The organism is Streptomyces sp. NPDC047085, assembly GCF_040643735.1.
GTDB lineage: Bacteria > Actinomycetota > Actinomycetes > Streptomycetales > Streptomycetaceae > Streptomyces.
On record NZ_JBEYUW010000001.1, the window covers coordinates 317,684 to 333,276 of the forward strand.

A 15,593-nucleotide genomic window follows, 5' to 3' on the forward strand; every position below is an offset into this window, starting at 1 on the left:
GCCAGGCGCGCCGGCGGGCGAAGACCCCGCAAATAGGGGGATGACCCCCCATGAGTAGGGGGATTTCCCTACGCGTCCCCGCCCGCCGCCCGCCGCCGTGCCACCGCCGGGGCCGTCGACTGGGGCAGCAGGTCACGGGGTTGGCCGGGCTCCAGCACCTCGACCTCCACGCCCTCGCGGAAACGATACGGCCGGTGTTCCAGAAGATCCCCGAGATATCGGCGAATTCTCGACATCTCGGCCCGGATCGTGACCGTTCTCAACGGATCGCCGAAAACATCCTCCGCCAGCCCCGCCGCCCCGCGCCCGGAGCGGTGCTCGGCCAGCAGGTACAGCAACTCGGCGTGCCGGGGGCTGAGTTCGCGCGACCACGAGCCCGCGGTCGCCGTCACTGTCACCGTGCAGCGGGCCGGCCGGCTCAGGTCCAGCACGATCCGGGTGGCGGCGGAGGCCAGCCGCTCCTCGGCGGCCCGCAGCAGCCAGCCCCCGGCCAGCGGCTCCACCGCGCACGAACCCAGCGCCGCCAGCCACCGGCGGCCCGGCGACAGGGACTTGGGCAGCATGACACGCCGCACGTACGGCATCCCGGTCACGGCCGCCACCCAGCCGTCCCGGTCCACCACCAGCGCCCGCCCGTCCAGCCGGGCCAGCACCGGCGCCGCCACCGCCCGCAGCCCCTCCAGCGAGGTCAGGTGCACCTCGCGCAGCCGGGCCTCGGCCAGCTTGGCCACCGAGTCCACCCAGGCGAGGGTCGCCGGATGCATGGTCTCCAGCGGGCCGCTGACGTCCACCACGCCGATCAGCCGGCCGTCCCTGGGGTCGGTGATCGGGGCGCCCGAGCAGGTCCAGGAGCCGTGCGAACGCACGAAGTGCTCGGAGGCGAAGACCTGCACGGGCCGCCGTACGACCGCCGGGGTGCCCACGCCGTTGGTGCCGACGACGTCTTCGCGCCAGTCCGCCCCGAGCTCGAAGCCGAGCCCGTCGGCCTTGCGCAGCACCTGCGAGGAGCCCTCCCGCCAGAGCACGCGCCCGTCCGCGTCGGCGACGACCATGATGTGCTGCGCGACGTCCGCGACCGAAAGCAGGCCCTCCCGCAGCACCGGCAGGACGTGCCGCAGCGGCGACTCCTCCCGCCTGCGTCGCACCTCGTCGGCGGACAGCAGGCCCGATCTGAAGTCCCGTTCGGGATCGACCCCGCTGCGCAGCATCCGTCCCCAGGACTGCTCGATCACCGGCCGGGGCTGGATCCGCGCATGCTGTCCGGCGAGCGTGGCATCGCGCACCTGGCTCAGCACCCGCGCCGCCCGCGCCGCGTCCACGGCGGCCAGGCGCGTCAGGTTCATCGGCGGGTTCACCACAGGGGTCCTCCCGGAAAAGGGTGTCGAACACACATGTCAAGCCGTCCGGGCGGCGGATTCCGGTCCGACTGCTCCCCACATACTGCCGTTTGGCGCATGCCGGAGGCACACAGTCCGCGCACAGTCACCAATATGTTGCAACCCCCTGCAACCCTGGTGAACGGTGTGAGGGTGGCTGAGACTTGACCACGGCGCCGCCCTCGGGCGGCGTTTTGTGGCCTTCAACTGGCCCATGAGGCAGGGGTGGTGCCGTGTCGGCGCAGCACCACCCCTGCCGACGGCCGTCCGGCGGTTTGGCCGGGTGCGGCAGGGGGTGCCGGTCTGGGGTGCGTCGGCGGCTGCGGGTTCGTCGTGGCTGGTCGCGCCCACGCGGCGGAGCCGCATATCAGCAGAGCCCCGCGCCCCTAGGTAGGCACAGTTCCCGGCGTTTCAATGCACAGGGCGAGCTCGTTCCACCACGGACGCCAGGTCCAGGCCTGTCGGGAGGGTGCCGAAGCTGGCGCCGCGGTCTGCGCCCAGGCGTGAGGCGCAGAAGGCGTCGGCGACCTCTGGTGGGGCGTGGCGGACCAGGAGGGAGCCCTGGAGGACCAGGGCGAGGCGTTCGACGAGGCGGCGGGCGCGGGCTTCGATGCCGTCCAGGTCGGCGAGTTCGGTGAACAGGTCCTTCACGGCTCGGTCGAGACGGTGATCGGCGCCGTGTGCCCGGCCGATCTCGGTGAGGCAGGCGTCGAGTGCGGCGGGTTCGCGCTGCAGTGCGCGCAGGACGTCCAGCGCCTGCACGTTGCCGGCGCCCTCCCAGATGGAGTTCAGGGGTGACTCGCGGACGAGCCGGGGCATGCCGGATTCCTCGACGTACCCATTGCCGCCCAGGCATTCGGAGGCCTCGACCGCGACCGGCGCGCACCGCTTGGTGATCCAGTACTTCGCGGCCGGCACCGCGAGCCGCAGGAAGGCGCGTTCCGGCTCGGAGTCGTCGTCGTAGGCGGCCGCGAGGCGGAGGGCGAGCGCGGTCGCGGCCTCGGACTCCAGGGCGAGGTCGGCCAGCACGTTGCGCATCAGCGGCTTGTCGATCAGCGGGCCGCCGAACGCCTCCCGGTGGGCGCAGTGGTGGATCGCCTGCGCCACCGCCTGCCGCATCAGGCCGGCCGAGCCGAGCGCGCAGTCCAGTCGGGTCGCGGCGACCATCTCGATGATGGTGCGCACCCCCCGCCCCTCCTCGCCGACCCGGCGGGCCCAGGTGCCGTCGAACTCGACCTCGGCGGAGGCGTTGGACCGGTTGCCCAGCTTGTCCTTGAGGCGCTGGATGAGGAAGACGTTGCGGGTGCCGTCCGCGAGGACGCGCGGGACGAGGAAGCAAGTGAGCCCCGCGGGGGCCTGGGCCAGCACGAGGAAGCCGTCCGACATCGGCGCCGAGCAGAACCACTTGTGCCCTCTGAGGGTGTACGTCCCCTCCTCGGCGAGCGACCGGGCCTCGGTGGTGTTCGCCCGTACGTCGCTGCCGCCCTGCTTCTCCGTCATGCCCATGCCGAAGACGGCGCCGGGTTTCTGTCCGGCCGGCCGCAGCTCACGCTCGTAGACCGTGGACGTCAGCCGTGGCTCCCACTCGGCGGCCAGCTCCGGGTCGGTCCGCAGCGCGGGCACCGCCGCGTGGGTCATCGACAGCGGGCAGCAGTTGCCCGCCTCCACCTGGGTCCACACCAGGAACCCGGCCGCCCTGCGCACATGCCCGGCCGGCCGGGTCCAGGCGCCGGTCAGCCCCGCCCCGACCCCCTTGCCGAGCAGCCGGTGCCAGGCCGGGTGGAACTCCACCTCGTCGATCCGGTGGCCGTACCGGTCGTACGTCCGCAGCCGCGGTGGATGCTCGTTCGCCTGTATCCCCCACTCCTGCACCTGCGCCGAGCCCGCGGCCCGGCCCAGCGCGGACAGCTCGGCCAGCACCTCGTCCCGTGGCCCGGGCCCGGTGTACCGCTCCACGGCCTCGACGAGAGCGCGGTCGGCGGTGAAGACGTCGTACCCGACCAGCGGGGGCGGCTGGTTCGTCACGGTATGGGTGGAGATGCCTGCCATGGTTGCGAACCTACCCGGGACGGCGGCCATGATGGCCCCAGAGTGGCACACCAGGGCCCGCCAGCGCGTCGAAGCCGGTCACCCCGCCCCGGAAGGTGAGGGCGGTCCCGTACGGCGGATACCGTTAGGTCGTGCAGCCAGCAAGTGAATCCCCCGAACGGCAGGCCGGCCGACTCCACCGCGCCAGAGCCCTCTACCGGAACGTCTCCAAGCGCAGGACCGCCTGGCTGCTGCTCAAGGACACCGTCAACTCCTGCATGGAGTACCGCATCCTGGGCCTGGCGGCCGAGGCCGCGTTCTTCACGCTGCTGTCCGTGCCGCCCCTGCTGCTGAGCCTCATCGGCCTCCTCGCCTACGTCGACGCCTGGACCGGCGCCGACACCATCCAGAGCCTGCAGACCAACATCCTCGACGCCGCCCGCACGGTCCTGTCGGACAAGGGCGTCAAGGAGATCGCCGAGCCGATCCTGCACGACGTGATGCGCGGCGGCCGGCCCGACGTCATCTCCATCGGCTTCCTGTTCGCCCTGTGGTCGGGCTCCCGCGCGGTGAACGTCTTCATCGACACCATCACCGTCATGTACGGCCTCGACGGCGTCCGCGGCATCGTCAAGACCCGGATGATGTCCTTCCTGCTGTTCATCGTGGCCCTGCTGATCGGCTCGGTCGCGCTGCCGCTGATGGTGGCCGGTCCGGACGCGGTGGTCCGGGTCGTGCCCTGGTCGGAGACGGTCGTCCAGGTCCTGTACTGGCCGGTCGTCATGGTCCTGTCCATCGTCTTCCTGACCACCCTCTACCACGTCTCCGTGCCCGTCCGATCCCCCTGGATCGAGGACGTGCCCGGCGCCCTGGTCGCCCTCGCCATGTGGGTCCTCGGCAGCTTCCTGCTGCGCATCTACCTCACCAACACCATCGAGGGCGCCACCATCTACGGCTCCCTCGCCGCCGCCGTCGCCGTGCTCCTCTGGATCGGCGTGGCCGCGTTCGCCGTGCTCGTCGGGGCGGCGGTCAACGCCGCCATCGACCGCGTCTGGCCGGCCGCCGCCACGGCCGCCGCCCGCGCGGCCAACGAGCGGCTCCGCCAGGCGGAGGTCGTCGAATACGTCGCCCGGGTCGCCGCCGCCCGCGAGTCCGACCCCGACGACCCCGACATGCCCTCCGAATTCCCGGAGCGCTGGTCCCGCTTCCTCCCCCCGGAGGACGTCACCGCCCGCCTCAGGACGCACGCGAAGAACCCCCACCACCACAGCCACAACGGCAGCAAGGGCCCGGCCCACAAGAAGGGCACGGAGACGACCGGTCCGGACAAGTGACGGACAGGGGCAGAGGCCTCACCCCTCGTTCACGGTGTGCCCCCACGCCCCGCGCGCCTCTCTCACCGCTTCCACGCACCCGCCGCCGCAGCCTCCTTCGCGAACGCGGTGAAGTCCCTCGGGGCCCTCCCCAGGACCTCGCGCACCCCCTCCGACAGGTGCGCGTTCCGGCCGTCGAGGAGGGACTCGAAGAGGCCGACCAGGAACGCCGACTCCTCGGGCGGCACCCCGATGCCGGCCAGCCGCTCCCCGTACGCGCGGGCCGGCACCGCCCGGTACGCCAGCTCCCGCCCGGCCGCCGCCGAGATCTCCGCGACCGCCTCGCCGAAGGTCAGCAGCCGAGGCCCGGACACCTCCAGGGTCCGGCCGGCGTACCGGCCGTCGTCCGCCGTCAGCGCCGCCACCACCACGTCCGCGATGTCCCGCACGTCGACGAACGGCTCGCGCACCTCCCCGGCCGGGAAGACCAGCTCCCCGCTCTCCCGCAGCTCCGCCACGAGCGGACCCTCGCTGAAGTTCTGCGCGAACCACGCGGCCCGTACGACGGTCCAGTCCGCACCGGACTCCCGCAGCGCCTCCTCCGTCGCCCGCGCCTGCTCCTCGCCCCGCGCGGACAGCAGCACCACCCGCCGTACCCCGAGCCCGACCGCCTCCCGGGCGAACCGTCCCACCGCCGGCGCCGCGTCCGGCGCACCCACGTCGGAGGGGTACACGACATACGCCGCGTCCGCACCGCGCAGCACCCGCGCCCACGTCGAGGGGTCCCGCCAGTCGAAGCCCCGCGCCCGGGACGCCTCCCGGACCTCCAGCCCCGCCGCCCGCGCGGCCCGCGCCACCCGGCTCCCCGTACGACCGGACGCACCGGTCACCACCACGGTCGTCGTCCCGTCGGCGCCGTGGCGCGAGCTGTTCGTGCACGCCGTGCAGTCCGTGTTCTCCATGTTCTCCGTCATGCCGGCCAGTCAACTGCCGCTCCGCGCACGGTCCCATCGCTGAACGGCTCATTCCCATACGCGCCCGTCTACGCTGACCCCATGGACCCACTCGCAGGCCTCCTGGAAGGCCCCCGAGCCCGGGGCGCCTTCATGATCCGGGCGTGCTTCGACCCGCCCTGGGCCGTGCGGGTGGAGGACCACGCCCCGCTGACGGTGATGCTCCAGGCCCGCGGCGAGTCCTGGGTGCTGCCGGACGGCGGCGACCCCGTCCACCTGGCGGCCGGCGACCTCGCCATCGCCCGCGGCCCGGACCCGTACACCTGCGCCGACGCCCCCGACACCGCTCCCCAGGCACTGATCCTCCCGGGCGGCGAGTGCCGTTACCCCGACGGCAGTTCCCTGCAGGGCTCGATGGACCTCGGCGTGCGCACGTGGGGCGACCGCCTCGACGGCTCCACGGTCATGCTGATCGGCACCTACCCGATGCGGGGCGAGATCGGCGGCCGGCTGCTGGCCGCGCTGCCCCCGCTGCTCACCCTCACCGCCGATCTGTGGCCGTGTCCGCTCACCCCCCTGCTCATGGAGGAGATCGTCCGCGACGAGCCCGGCCAGGAGGTCGTCCTCGACCGGCTGCTGGACCTGCTCGTCATCTCCGCGCTGCGCGCCTGGTTCTCCCGGCCCGAGGCCGAGGCACCCGCCTGGTACCGGGCCATGGCCGACCCGGTCGTCGGCCGCGCCCTGCGCCTGCTGCAGGACGACCCGGCGCACCCGTGGACCGTGACCTCCCTCGCCGCCAAGACCGGCGTCTCCCGCGCCGCCCTCGCCCGCCGCTTCACCGACCTCGTCGGCGAGCCGCCGATGACCTACCTCACCGGCTGGCGCCTCGCCCTGGCCGCCGACCGTCTGCGCGACACGGACGCCACCCTCGACGCCCTCGCCCGCCAGGTCGGCTACGGCAGCGCGTTCGCCCTCTCCAACGCCTTCAAGCGGGTCTACGGCGTCAGCCCCCAGGAACACCGCGCCCGAAGCGCCTGACGCAATGCCCAGCGCCTACCGCCCAGCGCCGCGTGCCACGGGGCTCCGGCGCACCCACGCATCCGCCCACCGACGCCGACGTACCCTGGCGTACGTGTACACCGAGCGGGCGTCCCGGCTGACCGGCGCGGTCGTGTGGACGAACACCCCCGACGGGCCCGAAGCCCGGCCGGTGCTGCCCGACGGCTGCATGGACCTGCTGTACAGCGAGGGCAGTCTGCTCGTCGCCGGCCCCGACACCCGCGCCTACGTTCCCGAGGGCCCGCCCCGCTCCTGGGCGGGCGTCCGCTTCCACCCCGGCACCGCGCCCGCCCTGCTCGGCGTGCCCGCCCACGAACTGCGCGACAGCCGCGTCGACTTGGCCGACCTGTGGCCCGCCGACCGGGTACGACGGCTGCTCGGCCGCGTCGAAGCGGCACCCGACCCGGCGACGGGCCTGGAGGACATCGCCCTCGACCGGGCCGCACAGCCGGCGTCGGCCCCCGACCCGCTGCTGCACCGCCTGGTGGAGAGCCTGGACGCGGGCCGCTCGGTCGCGGCGACGGCCGACGAACTGGGCATCGGTGCCCGCCAGTTGCACCGCCGCAGCCTCACCGCCTTCGGCTACGGGCCCAAGACCCTGACCCGCATCCTGCGCCTGCAACGCGCGCTGTCCCTCGCTCGCGCCGGAGTGCCCTACGCCGAGACGGCGGCCCGCGCCGGATACGCGGACCAGCCGCACCTCGCCCGTGACGTACGGGAGTTGGCGGGGACGACCCTCGGCGAGCTACTCGGACGGTAGGGCCTGTCCGGCGGATCCTGTCGCAGACGCGGGGTCTGGCACGCACATCTGCGGCGTTGTCGTCGGTCGCCGACTCCCCCACGCTCGAATGGGGCTCGCGCGGGGGGACCCCCACGCGTCGACTCCCTCCTCCGCCTTGCAGCTGCACGCACCAGGCCCCGCTCACCAGCGCTTATGAGGCGCCGTTGCTTTCCTGCGACCTGATCCGCCGGACAGGCCCTAGAACCCGTGCGGCAGCCACGGCACCACGGCCGAGCCGAACGCCACCGACGCCTCCGGCAGCGCCCCGGACCGCAGCTCCCGTACCCGCCCGGCCCGCGCCAGCGACAGCAGGGACACGCCACCGAGGTAGGCCGCCCCCAACTCTCGTACGGACAGGGCGAGATCGGCCGCGTCAGAGGTCCGCTCGCAGGACGCCCCCTTGGCGTCCCCCGTCAGCCGCCACCGCCCCGCGTTCCAGGGGCAGAAGGCGTCCTCCACCTCGAACACGACGTCCACCGGCGCCTGGTAGGTCCGGGCCGCCAGTGCCGAACCGACGTCCACGAGACGCACGTACAGGCCGTCCCTCAGTCGCGGCAGGCAGCGCCGGATGTCGGAGACCAGGTACTGCCAGGCGTCGTCGACCGGACGCGCCCGCAGCTTGAGGGTCGTCATGAGGTCGATGTCGAACAGGAACCGCCACAGCGCGGCGTCGGTCGCGGGGTCCAGCGCGGCCAGGTCCTCCAGCGTCACCGTGCCGTCGTGCCCGCTCGGGCCCCAGCCCATCTTGGTGCGGAACCGCGCGTACCCGGTGATCTCCCCGTCCCGCTCGGCGACCACGCACTGCAGCGCCGACGCCCCGTCCCGCTCGCTCTCCGGGTCGAACAGGGCCATCCGCTCCCAGCCGGGCTGCCGGGCCAGCATCCCGGGCCGCAGCGGCACCAGGGCCGCGTACACCGCCTCGCAGGCGTCGAGCACGTCGGCCGGCTTCGCGTACCGCAGCCGCACCCCGTCGGCGCCGGCGGGCAGGGTCAGGGACGTGCGGGCGGTGTCGATCTCGGCGTTCAGCTGGAAGGTCCCGGCGCCGTACCCGAAGCGGCCGTAGATCGCCGGCTCGGAGGCGGTCAGCACCGCCAGCGGCTCGCCCAGGGCGTGCACGTCGTCCAGCTGGCGCCGCATCATCGAGGTCAGCACCCCGCGCCGCCGGTGCGTGGCGGCCACGCTCACCATGGTGACGCCGGCGGCGGGCACCTGGGACCCGCCCGGCACGGTCATGCGGAAGCTGAACGCCCCCGACGTACCGACGAGCGCGTCCCCGTCCCAGACGGCCATGGAACGCTCGAACTCCGTGACGGAGCGGTCCAGTTCCCGCTCCTCGGCGGGCGCCGAGCCGCCGCCGAAGGCGCGCACCAGGCCGTCCCAGTACTCGTCGAACTCCTGCGGGCGCAGCACCCTCAACTCGGTCGCACGGTCAGTCCCCATGAGCCATGACTATCAGGGCATTGCGGGACGAGCCAGCGAATTTCTCCCGGGCGGCGGCGCGATGGCCGTCCGTGCCGTTCACTGTGAAGTTGAACCGCGAAGTTGAGGCTCTCACGGGGGACAAGTGGGACCTCCCGTGCCAAGCGGCTGGTCCGATCGATAGGGTCCCGAACTAATGGCAGCAGGACGAGAGCGGCGCGCGAAGGCCGAGACGTTCACGGCCCGGTGGAAGATGCAGTGGCACCGGGCCCGCGTCGGCCTGCGCAGAAGCGCCGTCGACTACTTCCGCGGCGACGGCTCCGACTGGATCGCGCTCGCCGGTCTGCTGCTCACCGTCCCCGTCCTCGCGGCCATCACCCTCGCCAACTCGGTGTGGTGCTCCCCGGCCACCCTGGTCCTGCCGATCGTCGCGGGCGGCCTGCTGCTGCGCCCGGCGAGCCTGCTCGGCCTGTACGCGGCCGCGGCCACCGCGCTGATCGTGGAGTCGGTGCGGCTCGGCCCGTACACGGAGGGGCCCTCGCGGGTGACCCCGGGCGTGGTCCTGGTGGTCGCCGCGTGCGGCTTCTTCGGGCTGCTGACCGCGCAGTTCCGCAGCCGGGTCGGCGTGCCCTGGCGGCGCGGCGGCACCATGCTGTTCGACCTGCGCGAGCGGATCCGGGTGCAGAGCACGCTGCCGAAGCTGCCGCAGGGCTGGCACCACGAGATGGCGCTGCGCCCGGCGGGCGGCCAGTCCTTCTCGGGCGACTTCGTCGTGGCGTCCCGGACGAACGGCGGCCGCACCCTGGAGGTCGTGCTCACGGACGTGTCCGGCAAGGGCATGGACGCGGGCTCCCGGGCGCTGCTGCTGTCGGGGGCGTTCGGGGGCCTGCTGGGCTCCCTGCCCCCGCACGCCTTCCTCCCGGCCGCCAACGGCTATCTGCTCCGCCAGGACTGGGACGAAGGCTTCGCCACCTCCATCCACCTGGTGCTGGACCTGGACTCCGGGGACTACGAGCTGTACTCCGCGGGCCATCCGCCGGGGCTGCAGCTGAGCGCGGGCAGCGGCCGCTGGGAGGAGAAAGCCGCCGAGGGCCCGCTGCTCGGTGTGTACGACGGTGCCCAGTTCGACCCCGTGAAGGGCTCGCTGCGGCCCGGTGACGTGTTGATGCTGTTCACAGACGGTCTGGTGGAAACCTCCGACCGCGACATCGTCGAGGGCATCGACCGGCTCACCGGCGAGGCCGACCGCTATGTCGCCGGCGGCTTCCACGGCGCCGCCTGGCACCTCATCGAGGCGGTCGCGAAGGACGTCAACGACGACCGCGCGCTCCTGCTGATCTGCCGCGAGGCATCGGCGGTCACCGCCGCCCGCTGAGACACTGCGGGGGTGACCGAAACGCACCTCACCCTGGACGAGGTCGAGGACCTCGCGCGCGCCGCCCACGCCGGGCAGACCGACAAGGCCGGACGGCCGTACGCCGAACACCTCGCGGCCGTGGCGCACGGTGTGCGCGCCCGCGGCGGGGACGCGGAGCAGATCGCGGCGGCCTGGCTGCACGACGCGGTCGAGGACGACGCGCTGAGCGAGCGGTGGCTGGAGGCGGCCGCCCTGAGCGAGCGCACCAAGGCGATCGTGCGCGCCGTCACCAAGCGGGCCGGGGAGGCGCCGGAGGCGTACGCGCGCCGGATCCTCGCCACCCCGGGCGCGCTGCTGGTGAAGCGGGCCGACCTCGCGCACAACGCCGATCCGGCGCGGCTGGCGGTCCTCGACGAGCCGACCCGGAAACGACTGACCGAGAAGTACGCACGGATGCGCGCACTTCTCGGTCTGGAGCACCCGCAGGGGGAGCCGGGGGAACTGGCGGAGGGGTGACGGGAGAGAGGGCTAGGCGCTGACCTTCTCGCGTTCCCGCTCGCTCTCCTTCTTCTGCCGTTCCCGGGCCAGTTCGGCGGCGTCCTGCTTGAACGCCCACTCCATCTTCGGCTCCATCGCGAACCGGAAGACCCGCTGCACGGGCCGGGTGCACAGCGCGGTCACCGCGACGGCGGCGACGACCGTCACCGCGATCTCGCCGAGCGGGCGGTGCACGGCGGGCAGGTCGAACCAGCCCCGGTAGCCGGCGAGCTTCACGAAGAAGCCGTGCAGCAGATAGCCGTACAGGGTGCCGGCGCCGAGGGCCGTGAACCACGTCCTGCGGCCCGGCACCCAGGCGAAGAAGCAGGCCGTCAGCAGCAGCGTGCAGCCCATCATCGCGAGCACCATCACCGGGCCGCACCACCACGGGGCGCCCAGCTCCTGCGCGGAGTTCTGACGGTAGAACCAGCCGCCGTTCATGCGCGGCACCGACCACCAGGCGAACGCGAGGGCGAAGGCGAAGACCGGAACCGCGGCGATCCGCGCCGCGCGCCGGCGCACCAGCCGGAAGTGCTCGGGCTTCATGCACAGGCCGAGCACGAAGTACGGCAGGAACTGCAGAACGCGCTGGAAGTCGAGGTCCTTGCCTATGCCCGGGGTGACGGTCGCCAGCATCGCGATGGCGACGGCCAGCGGCACCGGCCAGCGCACGACCTTCCAGACGGGTGCCGTGAGCCGCCAGACGAAGAGGGCCGCCAGGAACCAGGTCAGGTACCAGGGATCGAGCAGGGTGATGTCCTCGTCGGAGCCGCCCACGGCGTTCCTGAAGAGCGAGTACGCGACCTCGAAGACGAGGTACGGCACGACGACGCCGGTGAGCAGCCGCTTCAGCCGGTCCGGGCGCATGTCGAAGCTGCGCGAGAAGAAGCCGGAGACGAGGATGAACGCCGGCATGTGGAAGGTGTACACGACCCGGTACACGCTCTCCACGACGCGGCTGTCGCTCATGATCGCCGACCAGGTGTGGCCCATCGCGACCAGCACGATCGCCAGGTACTTGGCGTTGTCGAAGAAGGGATCGCGCTGGCCGCCCTGATCGGGCCGTTTGTCCGTTCTGTTCGCCGTCGACCGCCGTTCCGGCGGGTGCGACGGGGCAGGGGGACCGGACCCTCCCTCGGCCGGCGGCGATGCCGGGGGGAGCGGGTTGCGGCTCTGGCCGGGGGACGAGGCGGCGGCAAACATCTCTGGCACCCTAGCGTCGACTGTGGGATTTCGTAAAACCCCTGCCGTCATTCCTGCTTATCGCCTTCGGTGCCCCCGATTTACCCGGGTGCCTGCCCCGACTTACATGATCGTGGACATGTCCCGGCCATCCGTTCACACCGTGATGTCCCGATTCATCCCTACTAATTAGGGCATATGTCGCCTCGGCGTCATCAATTCGAATTCGCTGCGGGCGAGATGTGTGGATGCGGAAACGAACCTGCGTAATTCCTCGCGGAGTCGTGCGCGGAAGTCCCTCGAATTACTGCGCGGCGCATCGTCCGGGCCGGCGCCGCGTCCGACGATGCGTCACGAGCCGCATACGGGGGCCGGGTTGGTGGCACGATGGTTCTGGCGGGGGTGCGGGCCGCACCTCCGGGCCGGGAGAGCGGACCGACCGAGGGTGTGATCAGTTGTGGCCATTTCACTGTCTGTGGTGCTGCTGTTGGCGATCATCCTGGTGGTGCTGATCCGAGGGGGGAGCATCAAGCCCGGCCCCGCCATCGTCGCGGTCCTCTTCGGCTTCTTCCTCGCCTCGACCGGCATGGCGCCGTCGATCAACCGCTTCCTGAACTCGATAGCGGAGACGATCAACTCGATCAGGTTCTGACGATCAGGCTCCGGTGATCGGGTTCTGATGATCGGATTCTGACCGGCTCCGGCGACCGGGTTCCGACCGGGAAAACGATCAGGGCCAGGTAGAGAAAAGATCTCCACCTGGCCCTGAGCCGTACAGAGCGGGCGACGGGAATCGAACCCGCGTAGCTAGTTTGGAAGACTAGGGCTCTACCATTGAGCTACGCCCGCAGCGCTGCGCCGCAGGTCGGTGACCGCGGCACTGCAGGCATCGTAGCGGGTCCGCCGCCGCGGAGGCCAACGTGTTGTGCCGCGCCGATGCCGCGCGCCGCCGCAGGTGGGGCGGCCGCGGGTATTACGGCCGACGTATCCGGCCAGGGCATGTACCCTACGTCTCGCACCAGACGGGGTGTGGCGCAGCTTGGTAGCGCGTCCGCTTTGGGAGCGGAAGGCCGTGGGTTCAAATCCCGCCACCCCGACCACCGCCTCACGCGTTCGCCTCACGCGTTGTGATGATCGCCTTTTGGGGCGCTGACCGGCTGCGGTTACTATGCAAGCTGCGCGCCCGTGTGCCCCGGCCCTCCTGGCCTACGTACTCCTCCGGGCGGCGAATCCGCCGGACCTGTCTGGCTCCGGCAGAATCCAAGAAGTCAGCCACAAGGAGACCGAACCGTGAAGAGCGCCGTGGAGACCCTGAACCCGACCCGGGTTCGGCTCACTGTCGAGGTGCCCTTCGAGGAGCTCAAGGACAGCCTCGACGCGGCGTACAAGAAGATCAACCAGCAGGTCACGGTGAAGGGCTTCCGCAAGGGCAAGATCCCGGCCCGCGTCATCGACCAGCGGTTCGGTCGTGGCGCCGTGCTGGAGGAGGCCGTCAACGACGCGCTTCCGAAGTTCTACACCGAGGCGGTCAACGAGGCCGAGCTCAGCCCGCTGGGCCAGCCCGAGGTCGACATCACCGAGCTGAAGGACGGCGAGACGCTGAACTTCACCGCCGAGGTCGACATCCGCCCGGCCCTGGAGATCCCGGACTACTCCGGCATCGAGGTCGAGGTCGACGCCGTCGAGGTCACCGACGAGGACGTCGAGAAGTCGGTCGAGCAGCTCCGCGAGCGCTTCGCGTCGACCTCCCCGGTCGAGCGCGCCGCCGAGGACGGCGACGTCGTCACCGTGGACCTGGAGGCCAAGGTCGACGGCGAGGTCCTGGAGGACGGCATCGCCAAGGGTGTCTCGTACACCATCGGCTCCGGCGAGCTGCTGGACGGCATCGACGACGCCGTGAAGGGCCTGGAGGCCGGTGGCGAGGCCACCTTCACCTCCGAGCTGAAGGGCGGCTCCGCCGCGGGCCGGGAGGCCGAGGTCTCCGTCAAGGTCACCCAGGTCGCCAAGCGTGAACTGCCCGAGCTGGACGACGAGTTCGCACAGCTCGCCTCGGAGTTCGACACCCTCGACGAGCTCAAGGCCGACAGCCGCAAGCGCCTGGCCAACATGAAGCAGTACGACCAGGCCACCCAGGCCCAGGAGCGCGTCCTGGAGAAGCTCCTCGAGCTGGTCGAGGTCCCGGTCCCCGAGAAGCTGCTCGAGGACGAGATCAACACCCGCAAGCACAACCTGGAGCACCACCAGCTCGGCCAGATGGGTCTCACCCTCGACAAGTACCTGGAGATCCAGGGCAAGACCGCCGAGGAGTTCGACACCGAGACCCGCGAGGCCGCGGTCAAGGGCATCAAGACCCAGTTCGTCCTCGACGAGCTGGTCAAGAAGGAGAACCTCAACGTCAACCAGGAGGAGCTCACCGAGCACCTCATGCGGCGTGCGGCCTCCTCCGGCATGTCCCCCGACCAGTTCGCCCAGGCCGTCGTCGAGGGCGGCCAGGTGCCGCTGCTCGTCGGCGAGGTCGCCCGCGGCAAGGCCCTGGCCCTCGTGGTCGAGGCCGCCACGGTGAAGGACACCAACGGCGAGGTCGTCGACCTGGACGACGAGGACGAGATCGAGGCCGCCGTCGAGACGGTCGAGGCCGCTGAGGGCTCCGAGGACGCCGAGGAGCAGACCGAGGGCTGAGCCGGCCCTGCGGCGCCATTGAGGCACGTACAGCGGGCCCTGGGGACTCTCCCCGGGGCCCGCTCGTCGTACCGGCCCCCACCGGCCGAATCCCGTCCCCCCGACGGAGCCTGCCGCTACGCCCCCGGCGAACACCCTCATCTCCGGGATTCCCCGAGGGGACCAGAGCGTTAGGGTCCATGAGTACGGGGGCAGGGGAGTCTCCTGAAACCCCCAGCCAAGCCTCCGGCAGGACGACGTGAGACGGCCCGGCGCCGTCGTAAGACGAGCAGGTGGATACGTGACGAATCTGATGCCCTCCGCCGCCGGCGAGCCTTCCATCGGTGGTGGCCTCGGCGACCAGGTCTACAACCGGCTGCTCAACGAGCGGATCATCTTCCTCGGCCAGCAGGTTGACGACGACATCGCCAACAAGATCACCGCACAGCTGCTGCTCCTCGCCGCGGACCCGACAAAGGACGTCTACCTCTACATCAACAGCCCCGGCGGCTCGGTGACGGCCGGCATGGCGATCTACGACACCATGCAGTACATCCCGAACGACGTGGTCACGATCGCCATGGGCATGGCGGCCTCGATGGGCCAGTTCCTGCTCACCGGCGGCGCCGCGGGCAAGCGCTTCGCGCTGCCGCACGCGGACATCATGATGCACCAGGGCTCCGCGGGCCTGGGCGGCACGGTCTCGGACATCAAGATCCAGGCCGAGTACCTGCTGCGCACCAAGAAGCGCATGGCCGAGCTGACCGCGCTCCACTCCGGCCAGACGGTCGAGCAGATCATCCGCGACGGGGACCGCGACCGCTGGTTCACCCCGGAAGAGGCCGTGGAGTACGGTCTCATTGACGAGATCATCACGCACGCCTCGGGTGTTCCGGGAGGCGGCGGCACCGGTGCCTGACCGGCCCGGCC

13 protein-coding genes and 2 tRNA genes are annotated in these 15,593 nt (G+C 71.7%); 9 read left to right on the forward strand and 6 right to left on the reverse strand.

The features are described from left to right. Window positions 1-68: 68 nt before the first annotated feature. Window positions 69-1,343, reverse strand: coding sequence for a GAF domain-containing protein (locus ABZ865_RS01215; protein ID WP_361222197.1), 1,275 nt, complete (start codon window positions 1,341-1,343; stop codon window positions 69-71). Window positions 1,344-1,787: 444 nt separating this feature from the next. After that, on the reverse strand, window positions 1,788-3,425 hold the full coding sequence (locus ABZ865_RS01220) for an acyl-CoA dehydrogenase family protein (RefSeq protein WP_361222199.1): 1,638 nt from the start codon (window positions 3,423-3,425) through the stop codon (window positions 1,788-1,790). A 131-nt stretch (window positions 3,426-3,556) separates the two neighbouring features. On the opposite strand from ABZ865_RS01220, the gene ABZ865_RS01225 reads away from it, so the two are divergent. Then, window positions 3,557-4,738 (forward strand): YihY/virulence factor BrkB family protein, encoded by a 1,182-nt coding sequence (locus tag ABZ865_RS01225; RefSeq protein ID WP_361222201.1) that lies wholly within the window; start codon window positions 3,557-3,559, stop codon window positions 4,736-4,738. A gap of 62 nt (window positions 4,739-4,800) precedes the next feature. On the opposite strand, the gene ABZ865_RS01230 is transcribed toward ABZ865_RS01225, so the two are convergent. Next, window positions 4,801-5,679 (reverse strand): NAD(P)H-binding protein, encoded by an 879-nt coding sequence (locus tag ABZ865_RS01230; protein ID WP_361224282.1) that lies wholly within the window; start codon window positions 5,677-5,679, stop codon window positions 4,801-4,803. A 93-nt stretch (window positions 5,680-5,772) separates the two neighbouring features. Between ABZ865_RS01230 and ABZ865_RS01235 the strand changes: the two genes are divergently transcribed. Together ABZ865_RS01235 and ABZ865_RS01240 are read left to right on the forward strand one after the other, a co-directional pair. Beyond that, window positions 5,773-6,708, forward strand: coding sequence for an AraC family transcriptional regulator (locus ABZ865_RS01235; RefSeq protein ID WP_361222203.1), 936 nt, complete (start codon window positions 5,773-5,775; stop codon window positions 6,706-6,708). A gap of 94 nt (window positions 6,709-6,802) precedes the next feature. Beyond that, window positions 6,803-7,489 (forward strand): helix-turn-helix domain-containing protein, encoded by a 687-nt coding sequence (locus ABZ865_RS01240; RefSeq protein ID WP_361222205.1) that lies wholly within the window; start codon window positions 6,803-6,805, stop codon window positions 7,487-7,489. A gap of 219 nt (window positions 7,490-7,708) precedes the next feature. On the opposite strand, the gene ABZ865_RS01245 is transcribed toward ABZ865_RS01240, so the two are convergent. After that, window positions 7,709-8,950: a GNAT family N-acetyltransferase gene (locus ABZ865_RS01245; RefSeq protein WP_361222207.1), complete on the reverse strand. Its 1,242-nt coding sequence runs from the start codon at window positions 8,948-8,950 to the stop codon at window positions 7,709-7,711. Between the two features lie 175 nt (window positions 8,951-9,125). Between ABZ865_RS01245 and ABZ865_RS01250 the strand changes: the two genes are divergently transcribed. Together ABZ865_RS01250 and ABZ865_RS01255 are read left to right on the forward strand one after the other, a co-directional pair. Beyond that, complete coding sequence (locus ABZ865_RS01250) at window positions 9,126-10,304, forward strand: PP2C family protein-serine/threonine phosphatase (protein ID WP_361222208.1); 1,179 nt, start codon at window positions 9,126-9,128, stop codon at window positions 10,302-10,304. Window positions 10,305-10,316: 12 nt separating this feature from the next. Beyond that, on the forward strand, window positions 10,317-10,802 hold the full coding sequence (locus ABZ865_RS01255) for an HD domain-containing protein (protein ID WP_361222210.1): 486 nt from the start codon (window positions 10,317-10,319) through the stop codon (window positions 10,800-10,802). Window positions 10,803-10,814: 12 nt separating this feature from the next. Here the strand turns inward: ABZ865_RS01255 and ABZ865_RS01260 are convergent, their stop codons facing one another. Then, window positions 10,815-12,026 (reverse strand): acyltransferase family protein, encoded by a 1,212-nt coding sequence (locus ABZ865_RS01260; protein ID WP_361224285.1) that lies wholly within the window; start codon window positions 12,024-12,026, stop codon window positions 10,815-10,817. 436 nt (window positions 12,027-12,462) lie between these two features. On the opposite strand from ABZ865_RS01260, the gene ABZ865_RS01265 reads away from it, so the two are divergent. Beyond that, on the forward strand, window positions 12,463-12,657 hold the full coding sequence (locus ABZ865_RS01265) for a hypothetical protein (protein ID WP_361222211.1): 195 nt from the start codon (window positions 12,463-12,465) through the stop codon (window positions 12,655-12,657). Between the two features lie 126 nt (window positions 12,658-12,783). On the opposite strand, the gene ABZ865_RS01270 is transcribed toward ABZ865_RS01265, so the two are convergent. Further along, window positions 12,784-12,854 (reverse strand) — tRNA-Gly (locus tag ABZ865_RS01270). Between the two features lie 174 nt (window positions 12,855-13,028). Here ABZ865_RS01270 and ABZ865_RS01275 point away from each other — a divergent pair. From ABZ865_RS01275 to ABZ865_RS01285, 3 genes are all read left to right on the forward strand, one after another. After that, a tRNA-Pro gene (locus ABZ865_RS01275) sits at window positions 13,029-13,105 on the forward strand. Window positions 13,106-13,295: 190 nt separating this feature from the next. Continuing rightward, the gene (tig, locus tag ABZ865_RS01280; RefSeq protein ID WP_361222213.1) at window positions 13,296-14,684 is read left to right on the forward strand and encodes a trigger factor; all 1,389 of its coding nucleotides are present in this window, start codon (window positions 13,296-13,298) and stop codon (window positions 14,682-14,684) included. Between the two features lie 292 nt (window positions 14,685-14,976). Beyond that, window positions 14,977-15,582 carry an ATP-dependent Clp protease proteolytic subunit gene (locus ABZ865_RS01285; RefSeq protein WP_361224288.1) on the forward strand — a complete coding sequence of 202 codons (606 nt, stop codon included), beginning with the start codon at window positions 14,977-14,979 and terminating at the stop codon, window positions 15,580-15,582. The last annotated feature ends 11 nt before the right edge of the window (window positions 15,583-15,593 follow it).

Coding starts and splice junctions, on each gene's coding strand:
- ABZ865_RS01230 (WP_361224282.1), bottom strand. CDS start 5,679: ATGGAGAACACGGACTGCACGGCGTGCACGAACAGCTCGCGCCACGGC.
- ABZ865_RS01245 (WP_361222207.1), bottom strand. CDS start 8,950: ATGGGGACTGACCGTGCGACCGAGTTGAGGGTGCTGCGCCCGCAGGAG.
- ABZ865_RS01220 (WP_361222199.1), bottom strand. CDS start 3,425: ATGGCAGGCATCTCCACCCATACCGTGACGAACCAGCCGCCCCCGCTG.
- ABZ865_RS01260 (WP_361224285.1), bottom strand. CDS start 12,026: ATGTTTGCCGCCGCCTCGTCCCCCGGCCAGAGCCGCAACCCGCTCCCC.
- ABZ865_RS01215 (WP_361222197.1), bottom strand. CDS start 1,343: ATGAACCTGACGCGCCTGGCCGCCGTGGACGCGGCGCGGGCGGCGCGG.
- ABZ865_RS01250 (WP_361222208.1), top strand. CDS start 9,126: ATGGCAGCAGGACGAGAGCGGCGCGCGAAGGCCGAGACGTTCACGGCC.
- ABZ865_RS01285 (WP_361224288.1), top strand. CDS start 14,977: ATGCCCTCCGCCGCCGGCGAGCCTTCCATCGGTGGTGGCCTCGGCGAC.
- ABZ865_RS01235 (WP_361222203.1), top strand. CDS start 5,773: ATGGACCCACTCGCAGGCCTCCTGGAAGGCCCCCGAGCCCGGGGCGCC.